The 26,700-nt window shown below is 66.3% G+C and carries 24 protein-coding genes and 1 tRNA gene; 16 read left to right on the top strand and 9 right to left on the bottom strand.

The genetic code is table 11. The features are described from left to right. Positions 1-38 precede the first annotated feature (38 nt). From ileS to H3H36_RS08865, 6 genes are all read left to right on the top strand, one after another. The gene (gene ileS / locus H3H36_RS08890; protein ID WP_182216430.1) at positions 39-2,930 is read left to right on the top strand and encodes an isoleucine--tRNA ligase; all 2,892 of its coding nucleotides are present in this window, start codon (positions 39-41) and stop codon (positions 2,928-2,930) included. Between the two features lie 107 nt (positions 2,931-3,037). After that, entirely contained in the window at positions 3,038-3,544 is a 507-nt protein-coding gene (gene lspA / locus H3H36_RS08885; protein ID WP_182216427.1) for a signal peptidase II, read from the top strand. 16 nt (positions 3,545-3,560) lie between these two features. Further along, positions 3,561-4,781, top strand: coding sequence for a bifunctional phosphopantothenoylcysteine decarboxylase/phosphopantothenate--cysteine ligase CoaBC (gene coaBC / locus H3H36_RS08880; RefSeq protein ID WP_182216425.1), 1,221 nt, complete (start codon positions 3,561-3,563; stop codon positions 4,779-4,781). Positions 4,782-4,828: 47 nt separating this feature from the next. Further along, complete coding sequence (gene dut, locus H3H36_RS08875) at positions 4,829-5,278, top strand: dUTP diphosphatase (protein ID WP_182216422.1); 450 nt, start codon at positions 4,829-4,831, stop codon at positions 5,276-5,278. Between the two features lie 14 nt (positions 5,279-5,292). Further along, positions 5,293-6,405, top strand: a complete 1,113-nt coding sequence (locus tag H3H36_RS08870; RefSeq protein WP_182216420.1) for a M48 family metallopeptidase — start codon at positions 5,293-5,295, stop codon at positions 6,403-6,405. Positions 6,406-6,418: 13 nt separating this feature from the next. Further along, positions 6,419-6,853: a surface-adhesin E family protein gene (locus tag H3H36_RS08865; RefSeq protein WP_182216417.1), complete on the top strand. Its 435-nt coding sequence runs from the start codon at positions 6,419-6,421 to the stop codon at positions 6,851-6,853. Positions 6,854-6,873: 20 nt separating this feature from the next. On the opposite strand, the gene H3H36_RS08860 is transcribed toward H3H36_RS08865, so the two are convergent. Continuing rightward, the gene (locus tag H3H36_RS08860) at positions 6,874-7,017 is read right to left on the bottom strand and encodes a hypothetical protein (protein WP_182216415.1); all 144 of its coding nucleotides are present in this window, start codon (positions 7,015-7,017) and stop codon (positions 6,874-6,876) included. 70 nt (positions 7,018-7,087) lie between these two features. Here H3H36_RS08860 and H3H36_RS08855 point away from each other — a divergent pair, with 70 nt between their 5' ends. The 4 genes from H3H36_RS08855 to H3H36_RS08840 all read left to right on the top strand — a co-directional run bounded on the left by H3H36_RS08855 (position 7,088) and on the right by H3H36_RS08840 (position 11,145). Further along, positions 7,088-8,095, top strand: coding sequence for an XdhC family protein (locus tag H3H36_RS08855; RefSeq protein WP_182216412.1), 1,008 nt, complete (start codon positions 7,088-7,090; stop codon positions 8,093-8,095). A gap of 78 nt (positions 8,096-8,173) precedes the next feature. After that, positions 8,174-9,073: a DMT family transporter gene (locus H3H36_RS08850; RefSeq protein WP_182216410.1), complete on the top strand. Its 900-nt coding sequence runs from the start codon at positions 8,174-8,176 to the stop codon at positions 9,071-9,073. Next, positions 9,070-10,065, top strand: coding sequence for a DNA-3-methyladenine glycosylase 2 (locus H3H36_RS08845; protein WP_182216408.1), 996 nt, complete (start codon positions 9,070-9,072; stop codon positions 10,063-10,065). The genes H3H36_RS08850 and H3H36_RS08845 overlap by 4 nt, the downstream gene beginning before the upstream one ends. A 57-nt stretch (positions 10,066-10,122) precedes the next feature. Next, entirely contained in the window at positions 10,123-11,145 is a 1,023-nt protein-coding gene (locus H3H36_RS08840) for a MerR family transcriptional regulator (RefSeq protein WP_182216405.1), read from the top strand. Positions 11,146-11,211: 66 nt separating this feature from the next. Here the strand turns inward: H3H36_RS08840 and H3H36_RS08835 are convergent, their stop codons facing one another. Both H3H36_RS08835 and H3H36_RS08830 read right to left on the bottom strand, forming a co-directional pair. After that, positions 11,212-13,485 (bottom strand): putative bifunctional diguanylate cyclase/phosphodiesterase, encoded by a 2,274-nt coding sequence (locus H3H36_RS08835; protein ID WP_220459699.1) that lies wholly within the window; start codon positions 13,483-13,485, stop codon positions 11,212-11,214. A 351-nt stretch (positions 13,486-13,836) separates the two neighbouring features. Then, positions 13,837-13,913 (bottom strand) — tRNA-Met (locus tag H3H36_RS08830). 190 nt (positions 13,914-14,103) lie between these two features. Between H3H36_RS08830 and H3H36_RS08825 the strand changes: the two genes are divergently transcribed. The 6 genes from H3H36_RS08825 to H3H36_RS08800 all read left to right on the top strand — a co-directional run bounded on the left by H3H36_RS08825 (position 14,104) and on the right by H3H36_RS08800 (position 21,044). Next, complete coding sequence (locus H3H36_RS08825) at positions 14,104-14,676, top strand: NUDIX hydrolase (RefSeq protein WP_182216402.1); 573 nt, start codon at positions 14,104-14,106, stop codon at positions 14,674-14,676. A 7-nt stretch (positions 14,677-14,683) separates the two neighbouring features. Beyond that, positions 14,684-15,412 (top strand): leucyl/phenylalanyl-tRNA--protein transferase, encoded by a 729-nt coding sequence (aat, locus tag H3H36_RS08820; protein ID WP_182216400.1) that lies wholly within the window; start codon positions 14,684-14,686, stop codon positions 15,410-15,412. A gap of 124 nt (positions 15,413-15,536) precedes the next feature. Beyond that, positions 15,537-16,271, top strand: a complete 735-nt coding sequence (locus H3H36_RS08815; protein WP_182216397.1) for an arginyltransferase — start codon at positions 15,537-15,539, stop codon at positions 16,269-16,271. 68 nt (positions 16,272-16,339) lie between these two features. Next, positions 16,340-17,380 (top strand): quinone-dependent dihydroorotate dehydrogenase, encoded by a 1,041-nt coding sequence (locus tag H3H36_RS08810; RefSeq protein WP_182216395.1) that lies wholly within the window; start codon positions 16,340-16,342, stop codon positions 17,378-17,380. Positions 17,381-17,383: 3 nt separating this feature from the next. Then, positions 17,384-18,430, top strand: coding sequence for an aldo/keto reductase (locus H3H36_RS08805; RefSeq protein WP_182216393.1), 1,047 nt, complete (start codon positions 17,384-17,386; stop codon positions 18,428-18,430). 247 nt (positions 18,431-18,677) lie between these two features. Beyond that, positions 18,678-21,044, top strand: coding sequence for a TonB-dependent receptor plug domain-containing protein (locus H3H36_RS08800; RefSeq protein ID WP_182216390.1), 2,367 nt, complete (start codon positions 18,678-18,680; stop codon positions 21,042-21,044). A gap of 6 nt (positions 21,045-21,050) precedes the next feature. Here H3H36_RS08800 and H3H36_RS08795 read toward each other — a convergent pair whose 3' ends face one another. From H3H36_RS08795 to H3H36_RS08770, 6 genes are all read right to left on the bottom strand, one after another. Then, on the bottom strand, positions 21,051-21,980 hold the full coding sequence (locus H3H36_RS08795) for a CysB family HTH-type transcriptional regulator (protein WP_182216388.1): 930 nt from the start codon (positions 21,978-21,980) through the stop codon (positions 21,051-21,053). Position 21,981: 1 nt separating this feature from the next. Then, on the bottom strand, positions 21,982-23,046 hold the full coding sequence (locus H3H36_RS08790; RefSeq protein ID WP_182216385.1) for a sulfate/molybdate ABC transporter ATP-binding protein: 1,065 nt from the start codon (positions 23,044-23,046) through the stop codon (positions 21,982-21,984). 2 nt (positions 23,047-23,048) lie between these two features. After that, positions 23,049-24,005, bottom strand: a complete 957-nt coding sequence (gene cysW, locus H3H36_RS08785; RefSeq protein WP_182216383.1) for a sulfate ABC transporter permease subunit CysW — start codon at positions 24,003-24,005, stop codon at positions 23,049-23,051. Continuing rightward, a complete protein-coding gene (gene cysT / locus H3H36_RS08780; RefSeq protein WP_182216381.1) occupies positions 24,002-24,856 on the bottom strand; it encodes a sulfate ABC transporter permease subunit CysT in 855 nt (284 codons plus the stop codon). Before cysT ends, cysW begins: the two co-directional genes overlap by 4 nt. A 200-nt stretch (positions 24,857-25,056) precedes the next feature. Further along, positions 25,057-25,830 (bottom strand): sulfite exporter TauE/SafE family protein, encoded by a 774-nt coding sequence (locus H3H36_RS08775; protein WP_182163476.1) that lies wholly within the window; start codon positions 25,828-25,830, stop codon positions 25,057-25,059. A gap of 124 nt (positions 25,831-25,954) precedes the next feature. Further along, complete coding sequence (locus H3H36_RS08770; protein WP_182216378.1) at positions 25,955-26,593, bottom strand: peroxiredoxin; 639 nt, start codon at positions 26,591-26,593, stop codon at positions 25,955-25,957. Between the last annotated feature and the right edge of the window lie 107 nt (positions 26,594-26,700).

Raw genomic sequence — 26,700 nt, 5'->3', positions numbered from 1 at the left:
CCCAAGCAAATACGATAGACGTCACTTAGAAGATAAACATGTCCGACAACAAACCAGCCAATCCCAAGCAAGACAAGCAAGGCAAGAAGCCCGAGAGCAAATACCCCGTCAACATGACGGAAACCCCCTTCCCCATGCGCGGCGACATGGCCAAGCGCGAGCCGCAATGGGTCAAGGAATGGCAGGACAAGAAGATTTACCAGCGCATCCGCAAGGCCGCCGCCGGCCGGCCCAAGTTCGTGCTGCACGACGGCCCGCCGTACGCCAACGGCGACATCCACATCGGCCACGCCGTCAACAAGATCCTGAAAGACATGGTGGTCAAGTCGCGCACCCTGGCCGGCTACGACGCGCCCTACGTGCCGGGCTGGGACTGCCACGGCATGCCGATCGAGATCCAGATCGAAAAACTGTACGGCAAGAACCTGCCCACGGCCGACGTGCTGACCAAGGCCCGCGCCTACGCCCATGAACAGGTGGAACGCCAGCGCAAGGACTTCATCCGCCTGGGCGTGCTGGGCGAGTGGGAGAATCCCTACCTGACCATGAACTACTCGAACGAGGCCGACGAGCTGCGCGCCCTGGGCAAGCTGCTCGACAAGGGCTTCGTGTACCGCGGCCTGAAGCCCGTCAACTGGTGCTTCGATTGCGGCTCGGCCCTGGCCGAGGCGGAAGTGGAATACGCCGACAAGCGCGACCCGGCCATCGACGTGGGCTTCAAGTTCGCCGAGCATGACAAGCTGGCCGCCGCCTTCGGCCTCGATAAGCTGCCCACCGAAAACGGCTACATCGTGATCTGGACCACCACGCCGTGGACCATCCCGTCCAACCAGGCGCTGAACGTGCACGCCGAAGTCAAGTACGCGCTGGTGGAAACCGTGCGTGACGGCCAGCCGCTGCTGCTGATCCTGGCCCAGGACCTGGCCGTGTCGTGCCTGGCGCGCTACAAGCTCGATGGCACCACCATCGCCACCTGCGACGGCCAGGCCCTGGCCGGCATCGGCTTCCGCCACCCGCTGGCCGCGCGCGACGCGTTCTACGACCGCCTGTCGCCGATGTACATCGCCGACTACGTGACCACCGAAAGCGGTACCGGCGTGGTGCACTCGGCGCCCGCCTACGGCCTGGACGACTTCATCTCCTGCAAGGCGCACGGCATGAAGGATGACGCCATCCTGACCCCGGTGCTGGGCGACGGCAAGTACGCCGAATCGCTGCCCCTGTTCGGCGGCATGACGATCTGGGAAGCGTCCAAGCCGATCTGCGCGGCCCTGAAGGAAGAAGGCGCGCTGTTCGAAGTGAAGATGTTCGACCACAGCTACATGCACTGCTGGCGCCACAAGACCCCCATCATCTACCGCGCCACCTCGCAGTGGTTCGCCGGCATGGACATCCATCCCAAGGATGGCGGCCCGACGCTGCGCCAGACGGCCCTGAAAGGCATCGACGCCACCCGGTTCTTCCCGGACTGGGGCCAGGCGCGCCTGCACGGCATGATCGCCAACCGTCCCGACTGGACCCTGTCGCGCCAGCGCCAGTGGGGCGTGCCGATGGCCTTCGTGGTGCACAAGGAGACGGGCGAGCTGCACCCGCGCACCCCGGAACTGCTGGAACAGGTCGCCAAGCTGATCGAAAAGGATGGCATCGACGCCTGGCTCAAGCTGGACCTCAAAGACCTGATCGGCGACGAGGCGGCCCACTACGACAAGAACAAGGACACGCTGGACGTGTGGTTCGACTCGGGCACCACGCACCAGACGGTGCTGCGCGGCTCGCACCGGGAGCAGTCGCACTTCCCGGCCGACCTGTACCTGGAAGGCTCGGACCAGCACCGCGGCTGGTTCCACTCCTCGCTCCTGACCTCGTCCATGCTCAACGGCGCCCCGCCCTACAAGGCGCTGCTCACGCACGGCTTCGTGGTCGATGGCGAAGGCAAGAAGATGTCCAAGTCGGTCGGCAACACGGTATCGCCGCAGGACGTGTCCAACAAGCTGGGCGCCGACATCCTGCGCCTGTGGGTGGCCGCCACCGACTACACGGGCGAGCTGTCGATCTCCGACGAGATCCTCAAGCGCGTGACCGAATCGTACCGCCGCATCCGCAACACGCTGCGCTTCCTGCTGGCCAACACCTCCGACTTCGACCCGGCGCAGCACGCCGTGCCGGTGGCCGAACTGCTGGAGATCGACCGCTACGCCATCGCCAACATGGGCGCATTGCAGGCGCAGATCACGCAGCACTACGAACAGTTCGAGTTCCATCCCGTGGTGGCCAAGCTGCAGAACTTCTGCTCGGAAGACCTGGGCGGCTTCTACCTGGACATCCTCAAGGACCGCCTGTACACGTCCGGCCTGACCTCGCCGGCACGCCGCTCGGCGCAGACGGCCCTGTGGCACATCACGCAAAGCCTGCTGCGCCTGATGGCGCCGGCCCTGTCGTTCACGGCCGAGGAAGCATGGGCCATCTTCGCCGGCCCGGACTCCTACCAGGCCAGCGACGAAACCATCTTCACCCAGACCTGGTGGCAGCTGCCGGAACTGGCCGACGGCCCGGCCCTGCTGGCCAAGTACGAAGCGCTGCGCGCCGTGCGCGCCGACGTCACCAAGCAGCTGGAAGACTTGCGCACCTCGGGCGCCATCGGCTCGTCGCTGCAGGCGGAACTGAGCATCAAGGCGGCCGGCGACAAGTACGCGCTGCTGGCCAGCCTGGAAGATGACCTCAAGTTCGTGTTCATCACCTCGCAGGCCAAGGTGGCCCAGGTGGCGGGCGAAGCGGAGGAAGCGGTGGAAGTGGCCGCGTCGTCCGCCGACAAGTGCGAGCGCTGCTGGCACTACCGCGCCGACGTGGGCAGCCACGCCGACCATCCGACCCTGTGCGGCCGCTGCCACAGCAACCTGTTCGGCGCAGGCGAGCGCCGCAAGTTCGCTTAACTCTCCGTAGTAAGCCTGCAATATGCCTGCCTCCGCCGCCGTGCCCAGCCCCCCCTCCACGTGGCGGGGCACGGCGCGGCGGCGGCCACGAAACCAACCAACATTCCATGGCCACCAACAAATCCCGCTTCTCCGCCAAATCCTCCTCCAGCATCACACCGTGGCTCGGCATCGCCGCCGTCGTGATCCTGCTGGACCAGCTGTCCAAGATCACCATCACCAGGCTGTTTACGCTCGGTGAGGAAAAAATCGTCACCTCCTTCTTCAACCTGGTGCTGGCCTACAATTCCGGCGCCGCGTTCAGCTTCCTGCAACACGCGGGCGGCTGGCAGCGCTACTTCTTCACGGCCATCGCGCTGGGCGCGGCCGCCTACATCATCTACCTGCTCAAGAAGCATGGCGGCCAGCGCCTGTTCTGCTGGGCCCTGGCCCTGATCCTGGGCGGCGCCATCGGCAACGTGATCGACCGCCTGCTGTATGGCCATGTGATCGACTTCCTCGATTTCCACCACGCGGCATTCGGCCACTTCCCGGCGTTCAACCTCGCCGACTCGGCCATTTGTCTCGGCGCCGGCCTGTTCATCCTCGATGAACTGCGCCGCGTGAACCGCTAATCCCTGGAGCACCAGCATGGACCTCACCGGTAAGAAAATCGTCCTCGGCCTGTCCGGTGGCGTGGCCTGCTACAAGGCGGCCGAACTGTGCCGCCTGCTCACTGGCCAGGGCGCCAGCGTGCAGGTGGTGATGACGGACGCGGCCGCCCACTTCATCACCCCCGTGACGATGCAGGCCCTGTCGGGCCGGCCCGTGTTCTCCAGCCAGTGGGACCCGCGGGTGGACAACAACATGGCCCACATCGACGTCACCCGCGGCGCGGACGCCATCCTGATCGCGCCCTGCTCGGCCGACTTCATGGTCAAGCTGGCACACGGCGTGTGCGACGACCTGCTCTCGACCATGTGCCTGGCCCGTCCACGCCAGCTGCCGCTGCTGATCGCGCCGGCCATGAACGTGGAGATGTGGCAGAACCCGGCCACCCAGCGCAACGCGGCCCAGCTGCGCGATGATGGCATCGTCATCTTCGGCCCCGGCGCCGGCGAACAGGCCTGCGGCGAAGTGGGCCTGGGCCGCATGCTCGAACCGCAGCAGCTGCTGGAAGAAGTGATCGCCTCGTTCCAGCCCAAGACCATGGCCGGCAAACGCATCCTGGTCACGGCCGGCCCCACGTTCGAAGCCATCGACCCGGTGCGCGGCATCACCAATCTCTCCTCAGGCAAGATGGGTTACGCCGTCGCGCGCGCGGCGCGCGAAGCGGGCGCCGAAGTGCTGCTGATCTCCGGCCCCACCGCCCTGCCCACGCCGTACGGCGTGCAGCGCATCAACGTGCAAAGCGCGCAGCAGATGCACGACGCCGTCATGGCAGCCGTGGAAGGCCAGCACGTGTTCGTCGCCGTGGCGGCCGTGGCCGACTGGCGCGTGGCCAACACCAGCGCCCAGAAAATGAAGAAGAAGGGTGACGGCTCCGTGCCCGAACTCAAATTCGAGCAGAACCCGGACATCCTGGCCACGGTGGCCGCCCGCACTTCGCTGGCCGGCCATCCTTACTGCGTGGGCTTCGCCGCCGAATCGGAAAACCTGCTCGAATACGGCGCCGTCAAGCGCGAGAAGAAAGGCATCCCGCTCCTGGTCGGGAACATCGGCCACCATACCTTCGGCCAGGACGACAACACCATCATCCTGTTCGACGAAAACGGCCACACCATCCTGCCGCGCGCCGACAAGCTCACGCTGGCGCGCCAGCTGGTGTGCGAAATCTCCAAGCGGATCGACAAGTACTCGCTGTTCCAGTGACGCTGCGCTCCCCCATCCGAATCACCTGAAACACTGAAACCGCAACAATGAAAAATATCGACGTCAAGATCCTCGACCCGCGCATGAAGGACATGCTGCCCGCCTACGCCACGCCCGGCAGCGCCGGCCTGGACCTGCGCGCCTGCATCGACGCCCCCATGACCATCGAGGCCGGCCAGACCGTGCTCATTCCCACCGGCCTGGCGATCCACGTGGCCGATCCCGGCTACGCCGCCATGATCCTGCCGCGCAGCGGCATGGGCCACAAGAACGGCATCGTGCTGGGGAATCTGGTAGGCTTGATCGATTCCGACTACCAGGGCCAGTTGATGGTATCGACCTGGAACCGCGGCCACAGCGCGTTCACGCTGCAGCCCATGGAACGCCTGGCACAGTTGATCATCGTGCCGGTGCTGCAGGTCGGATTTAACATCGTCGAGGACTTCGACGCCAGCGAACGCGGTGCCGGCGGTTTCGGCAGCACCGGCAAACACTAAGGACAGGACAGGCCATGCCACAGACCGACCAGCAGCCAGGCGCACCGCGCCGCCAACTCGCCAAACCATGGGCCGCCATGACGGCGGCGCTGCTGCTGTCGGCCTGCTCCATGTTCAAGACGGCGCCACCGGCGCCCGCCCCCACCGCCACGCGCCCCGCACCGGCGCCCGAGCCGGTGGTGGTCACGGCCCGCATGCTGGAGGCGCGCGACGCGGTGAGCCGCATGGTGGCCACCCAGGAGCGCTTGTACCAGATCGTGGCGCCGCTGCTGATCAACAATGCGGACCTGTGCCGCACCCACGCCCACGAACTATTGGGCTTCACGGCCAAGAACAAGTACTCCTACCCGGGCGAATACGCGGACGCGGCCCAGGCCGCGCTGGGCTACGGCGAACAGCTGCAGGTGTCGGGCGTGCTGCCCGGCAGCGGCGCCGCCCGCGCCGGCCTGCGCAAGGGCGACGAACTGGTGTCGGTGGAGGCGCAGCCGCTGCCCACGGGGCCGAACGCGGAAACCCAGGCCGCGCGCATCCTCGGCCCGCTGGTGGGTCGCCATTCCGCGCTCAGCATCACCGTGCGCCGGGGCAGCGCCGTGCGGGCCATCACCGTGCCCGTCACGCGCGCCTGCGCCTTCAAGGTCGACCTGGGCAACTCGGACAATATCAATTCCTATGCGGACGGCCAGCGCGTGCTGATCACGCGCGGCATGGTCAACTTCGCCCAGAGCGACGAGGCGATCGCCTTCGTGCTGGCCAAGGACATCGCCCACAACGTGCTGGGCCACGCCAACACCACGCGCCAGGCTTACACCGTGGGCGGCATGATCGACAACCTGGTGACCGTGCGGCCTGACACCTCGCTCTTGATCGGCAGCGCCGGCATCAAGCCCGTGCCGCAGGAACTGGACGCGGCGGCCGACTACCTGGCGCTGTACCTGCTGGCCCGCGCCGGCTACAACATCGAACGCGCGCACGCGTTCTGGCAGCGCCTGGCCGCCCAGTACCCGCCCACGGTGCTCAATGGCTATACGGCCATCCATCCCGCCACCAGCTACCGGCTCGGCGTGATCGACAAGACGGTGGCCGAGATCAAGGCCAAGCAAGCCGCCCGCAAGCCGCTGCTGCCGTAAGCGGGAACACGCCATGCGCGCCCTGCTCCTGCCCTTGCTGCTGCTGATCTGCTGCGGCACGGCGCAGGCGGCCAAGGGCGCACATGAAAAACCGGCCCACCACCGCACACACTGGAGCCGCGTGGGCCGCGCCGCTGGCGCCACGCTGTACCTGGACCGGGCCAGCATCGTGCGCCAGGAACAGGGCCGCAGCGCGTGGACGCTGCGCAGCTTCCGCCGCCCCCAGACCACCCCCAACGGCAAGCTGTTCCGCTCCATCAAGGCCCAGCATGTGTACGCGTGCGGCGCGCACACGGCCATCCTGCGGGCGCAGATCTACTATCCCGAAGCGATGGGCCGCGGCGAGCCGGTGGAGAACTATCGGTTCGAACAATTCAGCCCGGAAGCCATCGCGCCCGGCAGCCCTTACGCGGCCGCGCTGGCCGCCGTGTGCCGGCGCCGCCGTTGAGCGGCCATTGCGCTGGAAATCTAGCGGAAGTTGGGGAAGTTGGGGAAGACCGCGCCCATCACCCACGTGAGGGCGACGCAGAACAGCACGGCGATGATCAGCACGATCAGCAGGCGCCCGAACTTGGGATTGCCATCGTCATCGTGGTTGTCGGGTTGGCGCATCAGGCGTTCCTGCAAGGATTGGAGAGCCATAGTATAGTCGAATGCCTGCAGCCGCAAGGAGCCCACCGCCATGGACAGCATCGACCTGGAAGTATTGAAGACTTGCGCCGCCTGGATCGCGGCCGGGCGCCGCTGCGAACTGGTCACCGTGATCCGCACCTGGGGTTCCAGCCCCCGGCCCGTGGGCGCCACGCTGGCCATCTGCGAGGACGGCAACGTGACCGGCTCCGTCTCGGGCGGCTGCATCGAGGACGACCTGATCGCCCGCGCCCGCGGCGATGGCTTGCGGCGCGTCAGCCCGGAACGGGTCAGCTACGGCATCACCGCCGACGAGGCGCACCGCTACGGCCTGCCCTGCGGCGGCACCATCGAACTGGCGATCGAGCCACTGTCGGCGCGCAGCCGCATCGCCGAGCTGCTGGAACGGATCGAGCGCCACGAACTGGTCGAACGGCGGCTGGACATGGCCAGCGGCGCCGTCACGCTGGCACCCGCGCCACCGGGCGCCGTCATGCGCGCGGATGAACACACACTGGTCACGCTGCACGGCCCCCGCTGGCGCTTGCTGATCATCGGCGCCGGCCAGCTGTCGCGCTTCCTGGCCCAGGTGGCCATGGCCATGGATTACCACGTGATCGTGTGCGACCCGCGCGAGGAATACCGGGCCGGCTGGAACGTGGACGGCGCGCGGCTGGTGCACGCCATGCCCGACGACCTGGTGCTGGAATTGAAGCTGGACCACCGCAGCGCCGTCGTGGCCCTGACCCACGATCCCAAGCTGGACGACCTGGCCCTGATGGAAGCGCTCAAGTCCGACGCGTTCTACGTGGGCGCCATCGGCTCGCGCGCCAACAATGCCAAGCGGCGCGAGCGGCTGCTGCAATTCGACGTCACGCCAGCGCAACTGGCGCGGCTGCATGGCCCCATCGGCCTGTACATTGGCAGCAAGACGCCGGCCGAAATCGCCATCTCCCTCCTGGCCCAGATGACGGCCATAAAAAACGGCGTGCCGCCCGCGCTGCAAGTGGGCCACGCGGCCACGCCGGAGGCTCCCGGCAGCCATGCCTGCGTGGCCTGAACAATTTAAAAGCAAGAAGTGGGTGGCGTGCGCGCCGCCCATGGCCGACAATCACGCTTTTTCCATGGGACGCCGTCCATGAGCACCGCCAACCTGTTCCGACTGATCCTGCTGGCCGCCATCTGGGGCGGCTCCTTCCTGTTCATGCGCATCGCCGCGCCGGTGCTGGGCGCCGCGCTGCTGATCCAGCACCGCGTGCTGTTCGCCGCCCTGTTCTTGGCCGTGGTGGCGCTGCTGCTGCGCAAGCCGCTGAACCTGCGCCGGCACTGGAAGCACTACCTGGTCCTGGGCCTGTTCAATTCCGCCCTGCCCTTCCTGCTGTTCGCGTTTGCCGCGCGCACGCTGTCGGCCTCGCTGATGGCCGTGCTGAACGCCAGCACGCCGCTGTGGGGCGCCGTGATCGGCGCCGCCTGGTCGCGCCGCATGGTGTCGCCCACGGTGGTGGCGGGCCTGCTGCTGGGCGCGGCCGGCGTGGCGCTGCTGGTCAGCTTCGACCATGTGAGCGCCGGCCCCGGCGCCGGCATCGCCATCGCGGCCGTGCTGTTCGCCTCGTTCAACTACGGCATCGCCAGCAACTACGCCAAGTCAGCCAAGGCGGCGCAGTCGGTGCCGCCGTTCGCCAACGCCCACGGCAGCATGTGGGGCGCCACCTTGCTGGTGCTGCCCGTGCTGCCGTGGTTCCCGGCGCCGGCCACGCCCACCATCGGCATCATGGGCGCCGTGCTGGCCCTGGGGGTGTTGTGCAGCGGCGTGGCCTACCTGATCTACTTCCGCCTGATCGAAGACGTGGGCCCGGCGTCCGCGCTCACCGTGACCTTCCTCAGTCCCGTGTTCGGCATCCTGTGGGGCGTGCTGTTCCTGGGCGAGACGACGGGCTGGTACACCTGGGCCGGCGCCGCCATCGTGCTACTGGGGACCGCGCTGGTGACGGGCTTCCGCCCCAGCCTGGGCGCGCCGCGCAAGGCCAGCGCCACATGACGCGGTCCGCCACATCGCAATTCACGCTGCCACTGCCATCAGGCTACCGGCTCGACGACGTGCTGACCTTCCACCGGCGCGATGCGGAAAGCGTGGCCGAACAGGTGAGCGAGCGGCACCTGCGCAAGGGCATGCTGCTCGACGGCGTGCCCGTGGTGCTCGACATCGCCCTCAACCTCGCGCCAGACGACACGCCCGGCAGCGCGCGGGCCAGCGCACACGAACAGGCGCACAACGGCGCACCGTCGGCGGCCAGCTGCACCATCCTGGCCGATGGCCCCTGCACGCCCGCCATCATGGCCTACGCCCGCGCCGCCGCCGACGCCATGCTGGGCCTGCGCATCGATCCCCAGCCGTTCGCCGACTGCACGGCCGGCGACCCGCTGTTCGGCCCCCTCACGCGCGCGCGGCCTGGCCTGCGCGTGGTGCAATCGGCCACCGTGTTCGAAGCGCTCACGTGGGCCATCATCGGCCAGCAGATCAACCTGCCGTTCGCCATCGCGCTGCGCCGCACTTTCATCCTGCAGGCGGGCCGCCAGCACCGCTCGGGCCTGTGGTGCTACCCGGACGCGAGCAGCGCGGCCCTGCTGGAGCCGGATGTCCTCACCACACGCAAATTCTCGCGCGCCAAGGCCGAGACGGTGCTGCGCCTGGCGCAACTGGTGGCCAGCGGTGAACTGCGCCTGGCGTTGGGGCCGCACTACGGCATCGAGGAAGTATCAGCCGCGCTGCTGGCCGTGAAAGGCATCGGCCCCTGGACCGTCAACTACGGTCTGCTGCGCGGCTATGGCTATGCCGATTGCTCGCTGCACGGCGACGTGGCCGTGCGCGCCGCGCTGCAGCACCTGCTGGGCGAACAAGCCAAGCCTGACATGGCGCGCACCGAACAATTCCTGGCCCGCTACCGTCCCCATCGCACGATGGCCGCCGCCCACCTGTGGGCCAGCCTCCATCCACCCGCCGTCGCCACCGATGGCGAACAAAGCGCTTGACCCTCACGCAACGTCAGGCCCTAGTCTGGCAGCACGCTTGAGGAAAGGAGCAACTCCATGCTGAAAGTAGGACAACTGGCCAGCCGCACCGGCCTCACCGTACGCACCTTGCACCACTACGACAGCATCGGCCTGCTCACGCCCTCGGCGCGCTCCGAGAGCGGCTACCGGCTTTACCAGCGCGACGACATCGCCCGCCTGTACCAGATCCAGGCCTTGCGTCGCCTTGGCATGTCGCTGGCCGACATCGGCGCTTTCCTGGCCCAGCCGGATGCGCCCTTTTCCACCATCGTCGCCCGGCAGATCGACGCGCTCGGGCAGCAGATCGCGCAAGCGACCGAGCTGCGCGCGCGACTGATGCGACTGCAGTGCCAACTGGAACAAGGCGACTCCCCCGCGCTGGCCGACTGGCTAACCACGTTGGAGTTAATGACCATGTACGACACATACTTTAGCAAGGAAGAACTGGCACAACTGCCGCAACTGGACGACGCCTCGCCGCGCGCCAGGGAATGGGCGCAACTGGTGGCCCGCATGCGCGCGCTGGGTGACGGCGGCACGCCCGCGGCCGATCCGCAGGCGCAACAGCTGGCCTGCCACTGGATGACGATGGTGGAACGGGACACGGCGGACAATCCCGATCTCGCCCGCCGGCTGGACCTGATGTTGACGCAGGAACCGGCGGCCCAGCAGCGCTCCGGCATCACGCCGGAGCTGAAGCGCTACGTGCTGGACGCCTTCTCCGAATACAAGCTGACGATCTACGCCAAGTATCTGGACGCCGACGAACTGCGCACCATGCGCGCCAACCGGGGCGGCCAGGTACCGGCGTGGCTGGCGCTGATCGCGGATGTGCGTGGCCAGATGGATGCCGGCGCGGCGCCCGCCAGCGCAGCGGCGCAGGCGCTGGCGCGCCGATGGCTGGAACTGTTTCGCAGCTACGCGGGCGATAACCCGGCCACGCGCGAGAAAATGCGGCTGGCGCACGAGAAGGAACCCGTACTGTTGACCGGCAGTTTCATGTCGGACGACGTGCTGGGCTTTATCCGGCAGTCCATTGCCACGCTGCCCGCCGCCTGAGGCGCAGCCGCCGGCCCCGTTCACAAGGTGCAAGCCGGCGCACGCGCCGGCGCAACAATCGTAGGTTCACGCCGCGCATGGTTCCACCTCTTGGACAAAGCGGCCGAACTGTTCGGCCGTCAGTGGCTTGCTGTAGTAATAGCCCTGGATTTCATCGCAACCGTGCTCGCGCAGGAAATCGAGCTGGGCCTGCGTTTCCACGCCTTCGGCGATGGTGCGCAAGCCCAGCCCGCGCGCCATGGCGATGATGGCCGTGACGATGGCCCGGTCTTCCGGATCGGCGCTGATGTCGCGCACGAACGACTGGTCGATCTTCAGCTTGTACACCTTGAACTTCTTCAGGTAGCTGAGCGAGGAATAGGCGATGCCGAAATCGTCGATGGCCATGCGCACGCCGTGCTCGTGCAACTGGTCCATCACGGCGATGGCCGCTGGCGGATCGTGCATGGCGCCGCTCTCGGTCAGTTCCAGCTCCAGGTACTGGGCCGGCAGCTGTTCCTCGGCCAGGATGGCGGCCACCATGGCCGGCAGGTTGGGATGGCGGAACTGCACGGTCGACAGGTTGACGGCCAACACGAACGGCGTCATGCCTTCGTCCAGCCAGGCCCGCATCTGGCGCACGGCGTGCCGCAACACCCATTCGCCGATCGGCACGATCAAGCCGCTGTCCTCGGCGGCCGGAATGAATTCCTCCGGCGACACCTGGCCCAGCGAGGGATGATGCCAGCGCAGCAGCGCTTCGGCGCCGATGATGCGGCCATCGCGCGCGCTGAACTGGGGCTGGTAGTGGATCGTCAACTGGTGCTGCTCCAGCGCGTGGCGCAGCGCGCTCACCACCTGCATGCGGCGCACCGCCAGCGCCTCGATCTCGGCGGTGAAGAAGCAATAGCGGTTGCGCCCGTTCTGCTTGGCGCGGTACATGGCCGCGTCGGCGCACTTGACCAGGCCTTCCAGGTCGCCGCTGTCGTCCGGGTACAGGGCGATGCCGATCGAACCGCTCACGGTCAATTCATGCTGCTCGATGGAGAAGGTCTCCTCCACCACGTCCAGGATGCGCTGCGCCGTCTGCGCCAGGCCGGCCACGTCCACGCCTTGCAGCAGGAAGACAAATTCGTCGCCGCCCAGGCGCGCCACCATGTCGTCGGCGCGCATGATGGCGCGCAGCCGGCGCGCCAGCGCCATCAGCAGCGCGTCGCCCACGCTGTGTCCCAGGCTGTCGTTGATGTCCTTGAAATGATCGAGGTCGAGGAACAGCAAGGCCAGTTTCTGGCCGCCCTCCGCCGCCTGCGCGATGGCATGCTGGATGCGCTCATCGAGCTGCACCCGGTTGGGCAAGCCCGTCAGCACGTCGTAATGGGCCAGGTACTGGATGCGCTCTTCGGCCAGCTTGCTCTTGGTGATGTCGCGCGAGACGCCGAACAAGCCCACCACGGCGCCGGACGCGTCGTACACGGGCCCCTTGGTGGACTGGAACAGGATGCGTTCGCCCGCCTCGTTGACCAGGAATTCCTCCTGGGTCTGGGTGCGGCCCGACGCGATGATGTCGCCATCCAGTTTTGTGATCGCCAGCGCCGTCTCAACGGGCAGCATGGCCAGGTCGTCGCGCCCCAGCACCTCGGCCTGGGAGCGGCCCAGGTAGCCGGCCGCCGCGCCATTGGCCAGCAGGTAGCGGCCGTCCAAATCCTTGACGTAGATGGCATCGGAAGTACCGCCGACGACGCTGGTAAGCAGGTTGCGGTCCACGTCGCCCCGGCGCAGGGCACGGCGCAGCACCTCGCTGAGCAAGCTGACAACAACGCCATTCAAAACCAGCAAGCTCCACACCAGCAAATCCGCCCCGCGTTCGAAGCGCATGCTGTACAACGGTTCGATGGCCAGCAGTTTGTCACCCAAGGTGCTCACGGCTGTGGCCAGCAAGCCCGGCCCGAGCCCGCCCAGCATGGCGCTCAGGATGATGGGCAGCATGAACAGGATCAGCCAGGGATGATGCGAGCCGACCGCCATCATGTGGAGTCGCGCGAACAGGGTGGCGCCGGACAGGGCGGCGGCCAGCACATAGCTCAGTGCGCCATTGCCGCGCGCGGGCGCCAGGCCGGTGGCCATCATCGCCAGCAGCGGTTGCGGCGTGCCATCGCCCCCGGCCACGGCGCGCAGCGCCAGGAAATAGCCGACGGCCGTGCTGACGACGAAGAACACGCCCTTGGCCGTCGATAGCCAGGCCGCGTCCCGCACATTGAGCATGCCGAGCAACATCTGGTCCGACAGGAAGATCCATGCCAGGGCCAGCACCGTGTAGCTGACGGTGACGAGAGTGATGAAACGATTGCGTGACGATGCCATTTCATCCCCCCTTTCAGGTAGCGGCAGCGATGAATCCACTAGGCGTCCGGGCAATAGCGGGACGGCGATACCGGGCGATCCCGGCGGGTTCAAACGGCTGGCACAAAGATTGGGGGCGCAGACTGGCGTTCCGGGAGCAGCAACCCGCGGGACAGAGGGGGATTGCCAGCTCGACGCTAATGCTTGGAGATTAGCATTGAAACTTCCACTACAGCCATGCGTCTTGCGCTGCATCAATCGGGAAGTTCCAATTCCATGATCTAAGTCAAATCATCGCCGGACAGTGTTGCCTGGTCGCAGCAATAAAAAAACCGTCACCAGCTTAACATGGATGACGGTTTTTTTGGAATCTGGTTGCGGGGACAGGATTTGAACCTGTGACCTTCGGGTTATGAGCCCGACGAGCTGCCAGACTGCTCCACCCCGCGTCTGATGTGTTCATTATAGGGCAAAGACTTGATTTAGGCAATATTTATCCCGAAATCGCTGGTGATAGCCCATATAAATGTCGAGCACGGGGCCGTCCGGCCCGGATTTCCCTCTGGCGTGGCCCCTGCGGACATGCCGCGACGGCTGCATTGGGTGTAAAGTAAGCACATCACGACTAGAGTAATCTCCATGAAATTTTGTTCCGAATGCGCCCACCCCGTGTCGCTGACCGTGCCGGCCGGCGACAACCGTCCGCGCTACGTGTGCACCCACTGCGCCACCATCCATTACCAGAACCCCAAGATGGTGCTGGGCTCGATTCCCGTGTGGGAGCGCGACGGCCAGACCCAGGTGCTGCTGTGCCGGCGCGCCATCGAACCGCGCTACGGCTACTGGACCCTGCCGGCCGGTTTCATGGAGAACAACGAGACGACGGCCCAGGCCGCCTTGCGCGAAACGGAGGAGGAAGCGGGCGCCAACGTGGAGCTGGGCCCGCTGTTCACGCTGCTCAACGTGGCGCGCGTGCACCAGGTCCATATGTTCTACCTGGCCACGCTGCGCGACCTCGATTTCGCGCCGGGCGAGGAAAGCCTGGAAGTAAAGATGTTCGCGGAAACGGACATCCCGTGGGATGACCTGGCCTTCCCCACCGTGCGCACCACGCTGGAACTGTTCTTCGCCGACCGCGCCCGCATGCGCGCAGGCGGCAGCCACGGCTTCTACACCCAGGACGTGGACCGTCCCATGCGCAGCGACGTCTGAGGCAACCGTGATCCCCTGGCTTGAAGCGCACAGCCCATTCCCGGACGTGGCCAACGCGCTCACGACGGACGCGCCCGGCCTGCTGGCGGCCGGCGCGGACCTGTCGCCGCAGCGCCTGCTGGCGGCCTACCAGCGCGGCATCTTCCCGTGGTTCTCGGAAGGCCAGCCCATCCTGTGGTGGAGCACGGACCCGCGCATGGTACTGATGACGGACCAGTTCCGCATCAGCGACAGCCTGAAAAAAACCTTGCGCAAGGTCGAACGCAGCCGCCACACGGATGGCCGCTGGCAGGTGCGCTTTGACAGCGCGTTCGAGCAAGTGATGCGGGCCTGTGCCGCGCCGCGCAAGGACGGTCCCGGCACCTGGATCTCGGAAGACATCATCGCCGGCTACACGGGCTTGCACCGGCTCGGCTACGCCCACTCATCCGAACTGTGGCTCGACGGCCAGCTGGTGGGCGGCGCCTACGGCGTGTGCATCGGCCGCATGTTTTATGGCGAATCCATGTTCGCCCGCGTCAGCGATGCGTCCAAGGTGGCGCTGGCTTACCTGGTGCAATTCCTGCGCAGGCACGGCGTGACCATGATCGACTGCCAGCAGGAAACGAACCACCTGGCCTCGCTGGGCGCCGCGCCCATCCCGCGCGCCCGCTTCCTGGCGCATCTGCGCAACAGTATCACCTTGCCGCCCATTTCCACATGGGAACCAATTGCGCCCTTGCCGGACGCCGGGTAAGCTGGACCTACGCCGGACCGGCATGCGCGCGCGCATGCCAGCGCCGCCGCGACGCGTTAAGATATGCCAGAAACCAGCCTGACCGCACCATCTGTTTTGCCATCGTACCGACAGGACATGCTCGATGACGCACCTGAACGACCTGCCTTTCGCCACGCTGCAGTTTTACACCACGGCGCCCTACCCTTGCAGCTACCTCGATGGCCGCCAGGCCCGCTCGCAGGTGGCCACCCCGTCGCACCTGATCAACGCCGACGTCTATTCGGAGCTGGTCAAGAACGGCTTTCGCCGCAGCGGCATCTTCACCTACCGGCCGTACTGCGACGGCTGCCAGGCCTGCATCCCCGTGCGCGTGGTGGCCGACCAGTTCACGCCCAGCCGCACCCAGCGCCGCGCCTGGGTGCGGCACGGCCAACTGCGGGCGGCCGTGGCCACGCTGTCGTTCTCGGACGAACACTACGCGCTCTACCTGCGCTACCAGAGCGCGCGCCACGCCGGCGGCGGCATGGACCAGGACAGCCGTGACCAGTATGCCCAGTTCCTGCTGCAAAGCCGGGTCAACACGCGGCTGGTCGAGTTCCGCGAGCCGGACGGCACGCTGCGCATGATCAGCATCATCGACATGCTGTCGGACGGCCTGTCGTCCGTGTACACCTTCTTCGACCCCGATGTGGAAGGCGCGTCCTACGGCACCTTCAACGTGCTGTGGCAGATCGAGCAGGCGCGCGAGCTGGGCCTGCCCTATGTCTATCTCGGCTACTGGATAGCGGACAGCCCCAAGATGAGCTACAAGATCAACTTCCGGCCGCTGGAAGCGCGCATCAAGGGCCAGTGGGGCGTGTTGCAGCCGGGGCGCTAGCGCGCAGTTGATGCTGGGGCTTGCCGGCCGGACACGGTAAAATACCGCACCTAATTCAGAGTGCCCCCATGTCCAACCATTTCCTGTATTCCCTGGCCCGCCCGCTGCTGTTCTCCATGGACCCCGAGTCGGCCCACCATTTCACCCTGCCTGCCCTGAAGCGCGCCGCCGCGCTGGGCCTGACCAAGTGCCTGCCCCAGCCGCAGCCCGATCCCCGCACCGTGATGGGCCTGACGTTCAAGAACCCGGTCGGCCTGGCCGCCGGCCTGGACAAGGATGGCGCCTACATCGACGCGCTGGCCGACCTCGGCTTCGGCTCGATCGAAGTGGGCACCGTGACCCCGCGCGCCCAGCCCGGCAACCCCAAGCCACGCATGTTCCGCCTGCCGGCCGCGCACGCCATCATCAACCGCATGGGCTTTAACAATGGCGGCGTGGATGCCTTCGTGGCCAATGTGCAGGCGTCGCGCTTCTTCCAGGACAAGGCCGGCGTGCTGGGCCTGAACATCGGCAAGAACGCCGACACCCCGATCGAACGGGCGGTGGACGACTACCTGCTGTGCCTGCAAAAAGTCTATCCGTATGCCAGTTACGTGACGGTCAACATTTCCTCGCCCAACACCAAGAACCTGCGCCAGTTGCAGGGTGGCTCGGAACTGGACGGCCTGCTGTCCCAGCTCAAGGACGCCCAGTCGCGCCTGGCCGACCAGCACAAGCGCTACGTGCCGCTGGCCCTGAAGATCGCGCCGGACATGGATGGCGAACAAGTCAAGAACATCGCCGACGCGCTGCTGCGCCACAAGATCGACGGCGTGATCGCCACCAACACCACGCTCAGCCGCACGGCCGTGCAAGGCATGCGCCATGGCGAGGAAGCGGGCGGCCTGTCGGGCGCGCCCGTGTTCGAGTTGTCGAACCAGGTGATCCGCCTGCTCAAGGCCGAGCTGGGCGACGCCCTGCCCATCATCGGCGTGGGCGGCATCATGAAGGGCGCCGACGCGCGCGCCAAGTTCGACGCCGGCGCCAGGCTGGTGCAGCTGTACAGCGGCCTGATCTACGCCGGTCCCGCCCTGGTGCGCGACTGCGCTGCCGCCCTGCGCGGCCGCTAAGCCATGCTGTACACGACCCTGGGCAAGACCGATGTGAAGGTCAGCCGTATCTGCCTCGGCACCATGACCTTCGGCGAGCAGAACACGGAAGCGGACGCGCACAGCCAGCTCGACCTGGCACTCGAACGTGGCATCAACTTCATCGACACGGCCGAGTTGTATCCCGTGATGCCGCGCGCCGCCACGCAAGGCAGCACGGAGCGCCACATCGGCAGCTGGCTGAAGAAGTCCGGCAAACGGTCCGAGGTAGTGCTGGCCACCAAGGTGGCGGGGCCGAATGCCACCATGCATTGGGTGCGCGGCGGCCGCAACAACCTGGACGCGGCCAACATCCGCGCCGCCATCGATGGCAGCCTGCAACGGCTGCAAACGGACTATATCGATTTATACCAATTGCACTGGCCAAGCCGCAACGTGCCCATCTTCGGCGCCCATGCATTCGACCCGGACAAGGAACGGCGCCACGTGGCCATTGAGGAAACGCTGGCCGTGCTGGGGCAGTTGCAGCAGGAAGGCAAGATCCGCCACATCGGCGTATCCAATGAATCGAGCTGGGGCGTTTGCGAGTTCATCAAGCAAGCTGAGCGCAAAGGCTTGCCGCGCATCGCCACCATCCAGAACCTGTACAACCTCACGGCGCGCCATTTCGAAACCAGCCTGCTGGACGAAACCTGCTACCGCGAGCAAGTCAGCCTGCTGGCCTACAGCCCGCTGGCGTTCGGCCAGCTCAGCGCCAAGTACCACGACAATCCCAAGGCGCACGGCCGCCTGACCATCTTCCCGCCCACCTGGAGCCCGCGCTACCTGCGTCCCGGCGTGCTGGCCGCCGTGGCGCAATACGCGGCGCTGGCGCGTGAGCACGGCATGACGCCCGCGCAGATGGCGCTGGCGTGGTGCTACACGCGCTGGTTCGTGGCCTCCACCATCATCGGCGCCACCACGCTGGCGCAGCTGGAGGAGAATATCGCCGCGCTGGGCGTGCAACTCACGCCGGACGTGATGGCGCGGATCGACGCGATCCACGCCAGCTTGCCCAATCCGGGGCAGTAAGCGGCCGGGGCCAGGCGCCTGCCCGCCTGCCCGCGCGACGCCCGAAACGGGGCGCGCCATTGCTGGCGCCGCGCGCCCTGTTTCGTTTCCACCACAAAACGCTCTCCCACCACCGCGTCATACCCGCGCAGCCTGCCCATGCCTGCAACTTATTTCATAAATGTATATGATTAGTTGAAACGATTCGTGGGCGGCAATTTTGCCCGCTGTTAAGCTTTTTTTTCCACTATTTTCTGGAGAGAGCCGCATGCGTTTCCGCCACCGCCCCACCCCGCCAGCCGTGCTGGCCAGCACCCTGATCGCCACCCTGGGCCTGCCTGCCGCCGCGCAGGAAGCCGCGCCACTGGAAGGCGAATTGCCATCCGTCGTGGTGGTCACGGGCACCTATGCCAAGAACCGCCGCACGGTCGATTCCGAATCGCCGATCGACATCATCGGCGCGCGCGAACTGCAAGCGACGGGATCGACGGAACTGGCCACGGTGCTGGGCCGCCTGCTACCTTCGGTCAACTTCCCGCGCCCGTCCGGCGCCGACGCCAGCGACGCCGTCCGGCCCGCCCAGTTGCGGGGCCTGTCGCCCGACCAGACCCTGGTGCTGGTGAACGGCAAGCGCCGCCACACGTCGGCCGTGGTCAACGTCAACGGCACCCAGGGCCGCGGCTCGGCGCCCGTGGACTTGAACGCGATCCCGCTGTCGGCCATCGACCACGTGGAAGTGCTGCGCGACGGCGCCGCCGCCCAGTACGGTTCGGACGCGATCGCCGGCGTGATCAACATCATCCTGAAAAAAGGGCCGAACGGCGGCGATGCTGAATTGGGCGTGGGCGAATATCAGAAGCGCGACGGCAAGCAAGTATCGCTCAAGGGCTCGACCGGCTTCGCGCTCGGTGACAGCGGCTGGCTGCGGCTGGCCGTGGAAGCGGCCGACCGCGACCCCACCAACCGCGCCGGCCCCGACCTGCGCAATCCCAAGGACCCACGCTACGGCCTGGTCAACCAGCGCTACGGCGACCCCGAGACGCGGCCGCGCACCGTGTTCGTCAACAGCCAGGCCACCATCAACGACGACCTCGAATGGTATGCCTTCGCGAACTACGGCCAGCGCGACACCTCGGCCGCCGCCACCTGGCGCACGTTCGGGCGCAGCCCCATTTATCCGGAAGGCTTCCTGCCACTGGAAATCAGCAGGTCCACCGACCAGGCGCTGGTGACGGGCTTGCGCGGCGAGGCCGGCGGTTGGCGCTGGGACGCCAGCCTGAATTACGGCAGCAATGCGTTCCAGCTCGACATGGACCACACGGTCAACCTGGACCTGGGCGCCAGCAGCCCCACCCATTTCCACGCCGGCAAACTGGAGAACACGCAAACGCTGCTCAACGTGGACGTGGCGCGCGAATTCCCCGTGGCCGCCTTCAGCGGTCCGCTGACGGTGGCGCTGGGCGCCGAAGCGCGGCATGAAAAATACACGATAGGCGCTGGCGATGCAGCGTCCTGGCAGGGCACGGGCTCGCAAGGCTTCTCGGGCTTCCGCCCCGTCAACGCCGGCAGCAACAGCCGCCACAATGCGTCGCTGTACCTGAACCTGGAAGCGGAAGTGAGCCGCCAGTTCTCCGGCTCGGCCGCGCTGCGCCACGAGCGCTACAGCGACTTCGGCAGCACCACCTCCGCCAAGGGTTCAGCCCGTTATGCGTTCAACGACGCCGTCTCGCTGCGCGGCACGGCCTCCTCCGGCTTCCGCGCGCCGTCGCTGGCGCAGCAGTTCTACACCATCACCACCACCAACTTCTCCGTCATCAACGGCGTCAACACGCCGATCGAGACGGGCACCTTCGCCGTCGGCAGCGCGGCCGCCACGGCGCTGGGCGCGACGCCACTGAAGGCCGAGAAAGCCCGTAACGTCAGCCTGGGCCTGCAGCTACAGCCGACCAGCAACTGGAATGCCACCATCGACGCCTACCGCATCGATGTGGACGACCGCATCGCGCTGTCGGCCAACATGACATTGTCGGACGCGCTCAAGCGGGAACTGGCCGCGCAAGGCATCCTGGTGGGCGCGGGCCGCTACTTCACCAACGCCATCGACACCCGTACCGCGGGCGTGGACGTGGTCAGCACCTATCGCTGGAACATGGCGCTGGTGGGCCGCTTCGATTTCACGCTGGCCTACAACCACAACAAGAACACGCTGGAACGGGTGGCGCCCAATCCCGCGCTGCTGACGGCCAACGGCCTGACCTTGATCGACCGCCAGACCATCAACCGCATGACGGTCGGCTCGCCGCGCGACAAGTTCAGCCTGGCCACCGAGTACACGGCCGGCCCATGGAACGGGCGCGCCACCGTGACCCGCTACGGCAGCTTCACCGTGCCGCAAAACAATCCGGCGCTGGACCAGGTGTATGACCCGCAATGGGTGCTGGACCTGGCCGCCAGCGTCAAGCTGGGCGCCAACTGGAAGCTGACGGCCGGTATCGACAACGCCACCAACCGCTATCCGGACCAGGTGACGTCGGCGGGCAACCTCAACAACAACGGCATCAATCCCTACAGCGGCTTCTCGCCGAACGGCTTCAACGGCCGCTACTACTACGCGAAAGCGGGCTACAGCTGGTAAGGATGGTCAGGCAACGGCGCCGCCCAATGCGGCGTCGATCTCGGCCCGGGTCAGCCCGGGCGCGAACTGCTGGATGAAGTCGTAGGCGTAGCAGCGCAGGTAGGCGCCGCGCCGCACGGCCAGCCGGGTGGTATTGGTGGCAAACAGGTGCGACGCTTCCACGGCCCGCAGCCCCTGGTCGCGGCCATGGTCGAACGCCATCGAGGCCACGATGCCCACCCCCAAGCCCAGCGACACGTACTGTTTGATCACGTCCGAATCCATGGCCGTGAGCACGATGTCCGGTTGCAGGCCGGCTTCGCGGAAGGCCGCGTCGATATGGCCGCGGCCCGTGAAGCCCTGATCGTAGGTGATCAGCGGCACCTCGGCCAGGTCTGCCAGCCGGATCGGCGTGCGCGTGAGCAGCGGGTGGCCTTCCGGCACCACGATCAGGTGGCTCCAGCGGTAGCACGGGAACGACACCAGTTCCGGGTACTGCGACAAGCCTTCGGTGGCGATGCCGATATCGGTCTTGCCCGACAACACCCATTCCGCGATATGTTCGGGCGCGCTTTGCTGCAAGCCGATGCGCACTTCCGGGTAGGCCGAGCGGAACGACTGCACCACGCGCGGCAAGGCATAGCGGGCCTGGGTGTGGGTGGCCGCCACGTTGAGCGTGCCGCTGCGCTGGCCCGCGTATTCGAGGCTGGCCTGCTGCAGGTTCTCCGCCTCCACCAGCAAGCGCTCGATGATCTTCAAGATGCCCTTGCCCGGCTCCGTCATGCCCGTCAGGCGCTTGCCGTTGCGCTCGAAGATGATCACGCCCAGCTCGTCCTCGAGCTCGCGGATCTGGCGGCTCACGCCCGGCTGCGACGTGAACAGCGCGTTGGCCACTTCCGTCAGGTTGTAGCCGCGCCGGGCCGCTTCGCGCACAGAGCGCAATTGTTGGAAATTCATGTCAAACTCCTTGATTCACAAAAACCTGCAAGCGCCGGGGCCGCACCACCAGCGCTTCGCCTTCCCGCAATTGCAACTGGCGATAATATTCATGCGGCAGCACGGCTTCGATCAGTTCAGCGTTGTCGCCCCGCTCCAGGTCCAGCTGGGCCAGCGGTCCCACCGCGTGCGCACGGCGCAGCGTGACGACGATGCCGGGCGCGCCCGGCGTGTAGCGTTCGATGTCGAGCTCGTGCGGGCGCACGTAAGCCGTGCCGTGCCCGTCGGCCCCGCCATGGCCGAGCACGGCCAGGTTCGCTTCACCCGTGGCCAGCACGCCATCCTGCACGCGCCCGTGGAAAGTGTTCACGTGGCCCAGGAAGCTGAACACAAATGGCGAGGCCGGATGGTTGTAGACCTGCTCCGGCGCGCCCGTCTGCTCGACCTGCCCCTTGTTCATCAGTACCACCTGGTCGGCCACTTCCAGCGCCTCCTCCTGGTCGTGGGTGACGAAGATGCTGGTCACGTGCAGCTCGTCGTGCAGGCGGCGCAGCCAGCGCCGCAACTCCTTGCGCACCTTGGCGTCGAGCGCGCCGAACGGTTCGTCGAGCAGCAGCACGCGCGGCTCCACGGCCAGTGCGCGGGCCAGCGCGATCCGCTGGCGCTGCCCGCCCGACAACTGGGGCGGGTAGCGGTCGGCTAGCCAGTCCAGCTGCACCAGTTCCAGCAAGGCCTTGACCTTGTTGCGAATCTGGTGCTCGGTGGGACGCTGGGCGCGCGGCTTGACGCGCAGCCCGAACGCCACGTTCTCGAACACCGTCATGTGCTTGAACAGCGCGTAATGCTGGAACACGAAGCCAACCTGGCGCTCGCGCACGTGACGGGCCGAGGCGTCCTCGCCATCCAGCAGCACCTGGCCGCTGTCGGGATGCTCGAGGCCAGCGATGATGCGCAGCAGCGTGGTCTTGCCGCAGCCGGACGGTCCCAGCAGGGCCGTCAGTTCGCCGGACGGGAAATCGAGCGAGACATCGTCCAGGGCGGTGAACGCGCCGAACTGTTTATGAATATGCTTGACTGCTATCGTCATGATCACTGCTCCAGGGTAGAGGTTGCGGCGCTTGCGCTGAGGCGCCAGCCGATGAACGATTTGAGGGCCAGCGTGACCAGCGCCAGCAAGGCCAGCAGCGACGCCACGGCGAAGGCGGCGGCGAAGTTGTACTCGTTATACAAAATCTCCACCTGCAAGGGCATGGTGTTGGTCTCGCCCCGGATGTGGCCGGACACGACGGACACGGCGCCGAACTCGCCCATGGCGCGGGCGTTGCACAGGATCACGCCGTACAGCAAGCCCCACCTGATGTTGGGCAAGGTCACGCGGCGGAACGTCTGCCAGCCCGACGCACCGAGCACGATGGCCGCTTCCTCCTCCTCGCTGCCCTGGGCCTGCATCAGCGGAATCAATTCGCGCGCCACGAACGGGAACGTGACGAAGATGGTGGCCAGCACGATGCCGGGCACGGCGAACAGCAACTTGATGCCATGCGCTTGCAGCCAGGGCCCGAACCAGCCCTGGGCGCCGAACAGCAGCACGTAGATCAGGCCGGAAATGACGGGCGAGACGGAGAACGGCAAATCAATCAGCGTCAGCAGCAGGCTCTTGCCCCGGAACGAAAACTTGGCGATGCACCACGACGCAGCCACGCCGAACACCACATTGAGCGGCACAGCGATAGCGGCCGTCAGCAAGGTCAGGCGGATGGCTGCCAGCGCATCGTCCTCGCTGATGGCCTCCAGGTAGGTCTGCCAGCCCTTGCTGAACGCTTCGGCGAACACAGCCGCCAGCGGCACGAACAGGAACAGCGTCAGGAAGGCCAGCGCCACGGCCAGCAACAAGGCGCGCACCCAGCGCGGTTCAAGCGTCGCCTCCGTGGCGCGCGCGACCGATGGCGACCACGGTGCCGACGGCACATCCGGCACATGCGCCACAGTTGGCACACGCGGCGCGCCTGGCGCGGCGGCCGGCAGGTCTGCGAACACGGTACTCATCGCACTTTCCCTCCTTCGCCGCGCGCCCAGGCTTGCAGCAGGTTAATCGACAGCAGCATCAAGAACGATGCCGCCAGCATCACGACGGCGATGGCGGTAGCGCCCGCGTAGTCGTATTGTTCGAGCTTGGTGATGATGAACAGCGGTGTGATTTCCGACACCATGGGCATATTGCCGGCGATGAAGATCACGGAACCGTACTCCCCCGTGGCGCGCGCGAACGCCAGTGCGAAGCCCGTCAACAGCGACGGCAACATGGCGGGAAACACCACCCGGCCGAACGTCTGCAGCGCAGTGGCGCCCAGGCTGGCCGCCGCTTCCTCCAGTTCGCGCTCGGCCTCCTCCAGCACCGGCTGCACGGTGCGCACCACGAACGGCAGGCCGATGAAGGTCAACGCCACCACCACGCCGAGCGGCGTGAACGCCACTTTCAGGCCCAACACACCTTCCAGCACGCGGCCAAACCAGCCGTTGGCCGAATACAGCGCCGTCAGCGTGATGCCGGCCACGGCCGTGGGCAATGCGAACGGCAGGTCGACCAGGGCGTCCACCAGGCGTTTGCCGGGAAAGTCGTAACGGACCAGCACCCAGGCCACGATGCCGCCGAACACCACGTTCAGCGCGCCCGCGACCAGCGCCGCGCCAAACGTGAGCCGGTAGGACGCCAGCACGCGCGGCGAACTGACGGCGGCCCAGAAACCGTCCCAGCTCAGCGTGAACGTCTTCAGGAACACGGCCGACAACGGGACCAGGACGATCAGCGTCAGATAGAAAACCGTAAAGCCCAGCGACAACCGGAAACCAGGCAGCACGCGGTATGGCGCGGCCGTGGCGGTGAATGTTGCAGACATGATGCGCCCCTTCATTACAAATTCATCTAAAGAGGCTCAATAATCTCATCAATCAAACATATAACAAACGAAGCATTTGGTATGTCGATACTTGTTTCCGCTATAAGGTGCAGCAGCCCACGCAGCCACAATGACAACGGCCCGGCGCCGCATGCAGCGTGCCGGGCCGGGGCGCCGGCGAACCGGCGACAACCACAAAATCAGGAAATCAGTTTGGCGGCCACGCTGACCAGGGTGAAGGCCAGCAAGCCGCGCAGCACGCGCTCGGGCACGGCGCGCGCCGCATAGGCGCCCAGCGTGATGCCGGGCACGGAACCGACCAGTAGCGTCAGCAGCAATTCCCAGTTGATGGAACCGAGCCACCAGTGGCCGACGGCGGCGATGGCCGTCAATGGCACGGCATAAGCGATGTCGGTGCCGGCCACTTCGGCCGCCGTCAGGCGTGGATACAGCATCACCAGCAAGGTGGCGCCGATGGCGCCGGCGCCGATCGAGGAAATCGTGACGAGCGTGCCCAGCAGCGCACCCGAGGCGATGGTGGCGGCCGTCAGCGCCCCGCCCTGCAACTGGTACTGGGGATGGGCGTTGATCCAGGCCAGCATCTTGCGCTTGAACAGCAATGCGACCACGGTCAGCATGACGGAGACCGCGATCACGTAGCGGATCAGCTGGCCGATCTCCTTGTCGAGCACGCCAAATTTTTTCAGGGCCAGGCTGGCCAGCACGGCGGCCGGCAAGGCGCCGATGCACAGGCGGCGCACGATGGGCCAGCGCACGGTGCCGCGCATGCGGTGCGTGAACGTGCCCACGCCCTTGGTCAGCGACGCGAACGCCAGGTCAGTGCCCACCGCGATCGAAGGCGAGACGCCGAACATCAGCGTCAGCAACGGCGTCATCAACGAACCGCCGCCCACGCCCGTCATCCCGACCAGCAGGCCCACCGCAAATCCCGAAACTACAAACGACAAGGTCATACCATCCCCCTAGAGTAAGCGTCAGGGTAATGACTCCAGCCGAAAATATAAAGGACGAAGTTCCTATTTGCTTATGCCATATCGGCATAGGCGGCACTTCGTCCCCGCGCGTTGCAGCGATTTCTTACTTGTTCGGCTGAGGCGTCATGCGCAGATAGGGGCGTTCGGCCTTGTAGCCCTTGGGATATTTTTGCTTGATCAGCTCGGGATCCTGCACCGTCAGCGGAATGATGACGTCGTCGCCATCCTTCCAGTTGCCCGGCGTGGCCACGGTGTGGCTGTCGGTCAGTTGCAGCGCGTCGATCACGCGCAGCACCTCGTCGAAATTGCGGCCCGTGCTCATCGGATAGGTGATGGACAAGCGCACTTTCTTGGCCGGGTCGATCACGAACAAGGTGCGCACGGTGGCCGTGGCCGAGGCGTTCGGGTGGATCATGTCGTACAGTTCGGCCACCTTGCGGTCCACGTCGGCGATGATGGGAAAGCCCACCACCGTGTGCTGGGTTTCCTCGATATCGGCGATCCATTCGCGGTGGGCATCGGCCGGATCGACCGACAAGGCGATCGCTTTCACGTTGCGCTTGTCGAATTCGGGCTTGAGCTTGGCCGTCAGGCCCAGTTCCGTGGTGCACACGGGGGTGAAGTCGGCCGGGTGGGAAAACAGCACCACCCAGGAATTGCCGGCCCACTCGTGGAAGCGGATCGGGCCAATGGTGGAGTCCTGCGTGAAGTCAGGCGCGGTGTCGCCCAGGCGTATGGTCATGGTGTACTCCTGTCAGGTGGGTAGCGGTGGCCAGCAGTGCATTTTGCGCCTGTTCTATTCAAATTCGCAACACAATTGCATCCCGCAAGCCGCGGTTTCGACCGCAT

The sequence above is a fragment of the Rugamonas fusca genome, from assembly GCF_014042365.1.
Taxonomy (GTDB): Bacteria; Pseudomonadota; Gammaproteobacteria; order Burkholderiales; family Burkholderiaceae_D; genus Rugamonas; species Rugamonas fusca.
Note: the sequence above shows the minus strand (reverse complement) of the source record. Positions and strands in the feature narration are given on the sequence as shown.

Coding starts and splice junctions, on each gene's coding strand:
- H3H36_RS08850 (WP_182216410.1), top strand. CDS start 8,174: ATGAGCACCGCCAACCTGTTCCGACTGATCCTGCTGGCCGCCATCTGG.
- H3H36_RS08865 (WP_182216417.1), top strand. CDS start 6,419: ATGCGCGCCCTGCTCCTGCCCTTGCTGCTGCTGATCTGCTGCGGCACG.
- H3H36_RS08815 (WP_182216397.1), top strand. CDS start 15,537: ATGACGCACCTGAACGACCTGCCTTTCGCCACGCTGCAGTTTTACACC.
- H3H36_RS08825 (WP_182216402.1), top strand. CDS start 14,104: ATGAAATTTTGTTCCGAATGCGCCCACCCCGTGTCGCTGACCGTGCCG.
- H3H36_RS08800 (WP_182216390.1), top strand. CDS start 18,678: ATGCGTTTCCGCCACCGCCCCACCCCGCCAGCCGTGCTGGCCAGCACC.
- coaBC (WP_182216425.1), top strand. CDS start 3,561: ATGGACCTCACCGGTAAGAAAATCGTCCTCGGCCTGTCCGGTGGCGTG.
- cysW (WP_182216383.1), bottom strand. CDS start 24,005: ATGAGTACCGTGTTCGCAGACCTGCCGGCCGCCGCGCCAGGCGCGCCG.
- lspA (WP_182216427.1), top strand. CDS start 3,038: ATGGCCACCAACAAATCCCGCTTCTCCGCCAAATCCTCCTCCAGCATC.
- H3H36_RS08840 (WP_182216405.1), top strand. CDS start 10,123: ATGCTGAAAGTAGGACAACTGGCCAGCCGCACCGGCCTCACCGTACGC.
- ileS (WP_182216430.1), top strand. CDS start 39: ATGTCCGACAACAAACCAGCCAATCCCAAGCAAGACAAGCAAGGCAAG.
- H3H36_RS08860 (WP_182216415.1), bottom strand. CDS start 7,017: ATGCGCCAACCCGACAACCACGATGACGATGGCAATCCCAAGTTCGGG.
- H3H36_RS08770 (WP_182216378.1), bottom strand. CDS start 26,593: ATGACCATACGCCTGGGCGACACCGCGCCTGACTTCACGCAGGACTCC.
- H3H36_RS08810 (WP_182216395.1), top strand. CDS start 16,340: ATGTCCAACCATTTCCTGTATTCCCTGGCCCGCCCGCTGCTGTTCTCC.
- cysT (WP_182216381.1), bottom strand. CDS start 24,856: ATGTCTGCAACATTCACCGCCACGGCCGCGCCATACCGCGTGCTGCCT.
- H3H36_RS08855 (WP_182216412.1), top strand. CDS start 7,088: ATGGACAGCATCGACCTGGAAGTATTGAAGACTTGCGCCGCCTGGATC.
- H3H36_RS08845 (WP_182216408.1), top strand. CDS start 9,070: ATGACGCGGTCCGCCACATCGCAATTCACGCTGCCACTGCCATCAGGC.
- H3H36_RS08795 (WP_182216388.1), bottom strand. CDS start 21,980: ATGAATTTCCAACAATTGCGCTCTGTGCGCGAAGCGGCCCGGCGCGGC.
- H3H36_RS08790 (WP_182216385.1), bottom strand. CDS start 23,046: ATGACGATAGCAGTCAAGCATATTCATAAACAGTTCGGCGCGTTCACC.
- H3H36_RS08835 (WP_220459699.1), bottom strand. CDS start 13,485: ATGGCATCGTCACGCAATCGTTTCATCACTCTCGTCACCGTCAGCTAC.
- H3H36_RS08870 (WP_182216420.1), top strand. CDS start 5,293: ATGCCACAGACCGACCAGCAGCCAGGCGCACCGCGCCGCCAACTCGCC.
- dut (WP_182216422.1), top strand. CDS start 4,829: ATGAAAAATATCGACGTCAAGATCCTCGACCCGCGCATGAAGGACATG.
- H3H36_RS08775 (WP_182163476.1), bottom strand. CDS start 25,830: ATGACCTTGTCGTTTGTAGTTTCGGGATTTGCGGTGGGCCTGCTGGTC.
- H3H36_RS08805 (WP_182216393.1), top strand. CDS start 17,384: ATGCTGTACACGACCCTGGGCAAGACCGATGTGAAGGTCAGCCGTATC.